A 4300-nucleotide genomic window follows, 5' to 3' on the forward strand; every position below is an offset into this window, starting at 1 on the left:
ATCGAACCGCAGCCCGCCCCCACATCCCACAGCAACTCCCCCGGAATCGGCGCTAACGCCGACAGCGTAACGGCTCTAACCTCCCGTTTCGTCAACTGTCCGTCGTGGCGATAGGCTGTATCCGGTAAGCCGGAGGTGCGGGGAATGACCAGAGTTTCGCGATCGGCTGCAACTGCAATGGCGATCGCATTCAAATCGGCTAAATCCGCCGCATTCCAAGCTGCTGCAACCCCCTCGCTCCGCCGTTCCGCCTCCCCTCCCATCCGCTCGAACACAGTCATCAAACTGCTGCCAAACCCCCGCTGTGTCAACAATTCGGCAACCTTTCCCGGCGTATGTCGATCGGCACTCAACACCAACAACCGCGCCCCCGGATATAGAGAAAGGGCGATCGAGGCGATCGGGCGGTTTGTCAAACTGAAAGTCTCAACCTCCGCCAAAGCCCAGCCCAGACGCGCGCACATCAAGCTAAAAGCCGATGCAGCGGGAATTATCATCATTTCGGCGATCGAAATCCGGCGCGACAGGGTGACACCAATTCCGTGACACATGGGATCGCCACTAGCTAGCACGCAAATCGACTCACCCTGGCGACGGATAATCTCATCGACTGTGGCTTGTAAAGGTGAAGCCCAGAGCAATTTTTCCCTGGTGTCGTCGGTGGGTAGCATGGCTAGGTGACGGGCACCGCCGACAACGACTTGGGCGCGAGCAAGTAAAGAAAGGGCGATCGGACTCAATCCCGAAAGTCCGTCTTCCCCAATCCCCACCACCGAAAGCCATTTGTCTACCATCAGCCCTACTCCTGCAATTTTTGCCAGCATGAATCTATTTCCAGCATAGTATTGAGGGTTTTGGTTTTGAGGGGCAAAATTGTGATACCTTTCTTAAACCTGAAAGCGGGAAAGTTCGGTGTAATTCCGGCGCTGTGCCGCAACTGTGAAAGCCAGAATGCCGATTTCAGGATTTTACTTTACATTCCCTGCGTCGCACGGGGAGGAGATAGTTTGTTAAGTTTAAGTGAATTACCAGCTTGTCCGGGCTTATTTTGCGGTTCCAGAGCCAGAGATGGAATATTATCGAGGATGCGAATTCCGGGGGGAATTTTAACTGTACCGCAGTGTAGGTCGATCGCCAATTTAGTCGATCGCTACAGTACCGGCTGTTTGCAAATCACAAATCGGGCAAATTTGCAAATCCGAGAATTGCACTCAGAAATTGCCGCAGAAGTTTGGCAAGATTTACAGGAATTGGGATTAGCGTCTCGCCGCGTTGAAGTTGACTCAATTCGCAATATAATGGCAAGTCCGACAGCGGGAATCGATCGCCAACAGTTACTCGATACTCGCCCGCTAGTTGCAGCTTGGGATAATTATCTGCAAACCCATCCTGAGTTATCGGAACTTTCCGCTAAATTCAGCATTGGCTTTGACGGCGGAGAATCTGTTTCTATCCGCGATTTTCGCAACGATATTTTATTGGCAGCAACCGAGGTCAAGCCAAAATCATCACCTATTTGTAGGCTGTTTTTGAACGGCACAAATACAGGAATTACAGTTAAAGTATCGCAATGTATTTCTGTATTGGCAGCCCTCGCAAATGCGTATCTGGAATACACAAAATACCGACCACGAATAGAAGGAAAAAAACCACGATTGCGCCAGTTGTTGGGAGATTGGGGCGTAGAAAATTATCTCAAACGAGTGGAGAAGCAATTGCCCTTTGCATGGCAAAAAAGCTCGATCGAACTTCCCAATCGGGCGATCGAACTTTACGGCCATCTCGGCATCCACCCCCAGCAAAAGTCCGGTTTTTCCTACCTCGGCATTGCAGTGCCCCTCGGTAGGCTAGAATCGCAGCAATTGCGAAATTTGGCGAAATTAGCCCAAAATTGGGCTAGCAGCACCCTGAGACTGACGCCGTGGCAAAATCTACTGATTTCCGATATCCCCAACACCCAACTTTTTGAAGTCAAACAGCAAGTAGCCGATTTGGGATTGCACTCATCCGCAACTCACCTGGATTCCTGCTTAGTTGCTTGCGCCGGTAGCAGCGGTTGTGCATCGGCGATGACAGATACCCAAAGCCACGCCCTAGCAATGGTCAAGGATTTAGCACAAAAATTGACCATCGATCGCCCAATTAACATTCATTTCAGCGGTTGCGAAAAATCCTGCGCCCAACATTCTCCCATTGATCTAACGTTAGTGGGAATTCAGATCAAACAACAAAACCAAACGATCGCAGGTTACGACATTTACGCAGGTACAACAGACTCGCCTTTTGGGCGGAAAATATTCCCGGGCGTGAGAGTTGCAGAGATTGCAAGTTTTACAAACAAATTGCTGCAAATATATCAGCGATGGCGATCGCCCCACGAATCATTGGGCGAATTTGTAGATCGAAGTGCGATCGACCAATTGCAGCAATTGCTTAACCCCAAAAAACAAAATCACAAGTGAACCTCTTTCTTCCTCTTTCTTCCTTCGCGCCCTAGCGCCCTAGCGCGGCGAAAGCCTAAAGCGCCTTCGCGGTTCATTCAAAAAAGATCCAGTTTTAAATAATGCTTGACTATATTAAAGACGGAACAGAAATTTATACCAAATCCTTCGCCACAATTCGCGCCGAAGCAGACTTATCAAACTTGCAGCCCGACTTAGAATCCGTCGCAGTGCGCCTCATTCACAGTTGCGGCATGACAGATATTGTCGCAGACTTAGCAGCTTCCGCCGGTGCAGCCACTGCTGGGCGCACCGCCCTCGCAGGGGGCGCGCCCATCCTGTGCGATTCCCGGATGGTAGCCGAAGGCATCACCCGCAAGCGCCTCCCCGCTGACAACCCAGTAATTTGCACTCTCTGGCATCCCGAAATCCCGGAGTTGGCGCGGAAAATTGGCAATACTCGATCGGCAGCAGCCCTTGATTTGTGGCTAAATGATTTGGAAGGTGCGGTGGTGGCGATCGGCAATGCCCCGACTGCTTTGTTCCGACTGCTGGAAATGCTGGATGCCGGAGCCCCCAAACCAGCCTTGATTCTCGGTTTCCCGGTAGGATTTGTGGGGGCGGCCGAATCTAAAGCCGAACTCGCAGCCAACAGTCGGGGAGTGCCATTTATCGTGTTGCAGGGGCGGCGCGGTGGCAGTGCAATGGCAACGGCGGCCGTGAATGCTTTAGCTAAAGAGGACGAATTATGACTGAAACTGCTGGTAAGTTGTACGGATTGGGCATCGGCCCTGGCGATCCGGAATTGATAACTTTGAAAGCTTATCGGATTTTGCAATCGGTGCCGGTCATTGCTTATCCGGCGATGGAAAATGGTAAGGTGCTGGCGCGGGCGATCGTCGCGGATTATCTGCGTCCAGAACAAATTGAGATTCCCATGCCGCTGCCTTTTAGTCCGACGCGATCGTCTCAACCTTATTACGATATTGCTGCCGAGAAAATTGCAGCCCACCTCAGCGAAGGGCGGGATGTGGCGGTTTTGTGCGAGGGCGAACCTTTTCTCTACGGCACGTTTATGTATTTGTTCAATCGGTTGTCGGCCAAATTTACCACTGAAGTTGTGCCGGGAATTTCTTCGACAATGGCTAGTGCGAGTGCGCTGGGAGTGCCGCTGACTTACCGCAACGATGTTTTGAGTATTATGCCTGCAACGCTGGATGCGGATGTTTTGCGCGATCGGCTGGCGGTGGTTGATGCTGCTGTGATTATTAAGCTGGGGAGGCACTTTGCCAAAGTCCGGGATGTGCTCGTTGAGTTGGGACAGTTCGATCGCGCACTATATATAGAACGGGCAACTATGCCAAATCAGCGAATTAAGGCGATCGCAGATGTCGATCCGGCCCAAGTTCCCTACTGGGCGCTAGTGATGATACCCAGCCAGCAAAAATCTGTATCTTAATATTTCCATGCCTGAAGGCGACAAGCTTCCAGGCTTTCCCTACTTTTTTGTGCATTCTTGCCCATTTATCCAGTTTTTTTCAAATAGATAATTCAAGCTTATGTTTCTGATTACTTAATCTGTAGTTACAGCCCTTTACAAACCTGAGAATATGCTTTATATTTATTTACATGGCGGAACACAAAGCCGTCACGAACATTGAAAACCAAATAACGCAATCATAAACAAATGACAACCACATTACAGCAGCGCGAAAGCGCCAACCTGTGGGATCAGTTTTGTAACTGGGTCACCAGCACAGACAACCGCCTCTATGTAGGCTGGTTCGGAGTCCTGATGATTCCCACACTACTGAGTGCCACAATCTGCTACATCATCGCCTTCATCGCAGCACCTCCAG

General features: G+C 50.6%; 4 protein-coding genes, 1 pseudogene and 1 riboswitch. Of the genes and pseudogenes, 4 read left to right on the forward strand and 1 reads right to left on the reverse strand.

Annotated elements, in window-relative coordinates; translation table 11 throughout:
* Positions 1-824: precorrin-6y C5,15-methyltransferase (decarboxylating) subunit CbiE (gene cbiE / locus IQ270_RS28630; RefSeq protein ID WP_193976509.1), on the reverse strand; the 824-nt coding region annotated here is incomplete at its 3' end.
* Between the two features lie 35 nt (positions 825-859).
* A riboswitch (cobalamin riboswitch) is annotated at positions 860-978 on the forward strand.
* Positions 979-1007: 29 nt separating this feature from the next.
* Here cbiE and cobG point away from each other — a divergent pair.
* From cobG to IQ270_RS28650, 4 genes and pseudogenes are all read left to right on the forward strand, one after another.
* Positions 1008-2462 carry a precorrin-3B synthase gene (gene cobG / locus IQ270_RS28635; RefSeq protein ID WP_193976510.1) on the forward strand — a complete coding sequence of 485 codons (1455 nt, stop codon included), beginning with the start codon at positions 1008-1010 and terminating at the stop codon, positions 2460-2462.
* A gap of 101 nt (positions 2463-2563) precedes the next feature.
* On the forward strand, positions 2564-3193 hold the full coding sequence (locus IQ270_RS28640) for a precorrin-8X methylmutase (RefSeq protein WP_193976511.1): 630 nt from the start codon (positions 2564-2566) through the stop codon (positions 3191-3193).
* Positions 3190-3900 carry a precorrin-2 C(20)-methyltransferase gene (locus IQ270_RS28645; RefSeq protein ID WP_193976512.1) on the forward strand — a complete coding sequence of 237 codons (711 nt, stop codon included), beginning with the start codon at positions 3190-3192 and terminating at the stop codon, positions 3898-3900. Before IQ270_RS28640 ends, IQ270_RS28645 begins: the two co-directional genes overlap by 4 nt.
* A 228-nt stretch (positions 3901-4128) precedes the next feature.
* Positions 4129-4300: pseudogene (locus tag IQ270_RS28650) on the forward strand (photosystem II q(b) protein); the annotation flags it as partial.

The sequence above is a fragment of the Microcoleus sp. LEGE 07076 genome, assembly GCF_015207455.1.
In the GTDB taxonomy this organism is placed as follows: domain Bacteria; phylum Cyanobacteriota; class Cyanobacteriia; order Cyanobacteriales; family Microcoleaceae; genus Microcoleus.

What these genes read in the sequence shown, in the direction of transcription:
- IQ270_RS28645 (WP_193976512.1), top strand. Translation starts at nt 3,190, where the DNA reads ATGACTGAAACTGCTGGTAAGTTGTACGGATTGGGCATCGGCCCTGGC.
- IQ270_RS28640 (WP_193976511.1), top strand. Translation starts at nt 2,564, where the DNA reads ATGCTTGACTATATTAAAGACGGAACAGAAATTTATACCAAATCCTTC.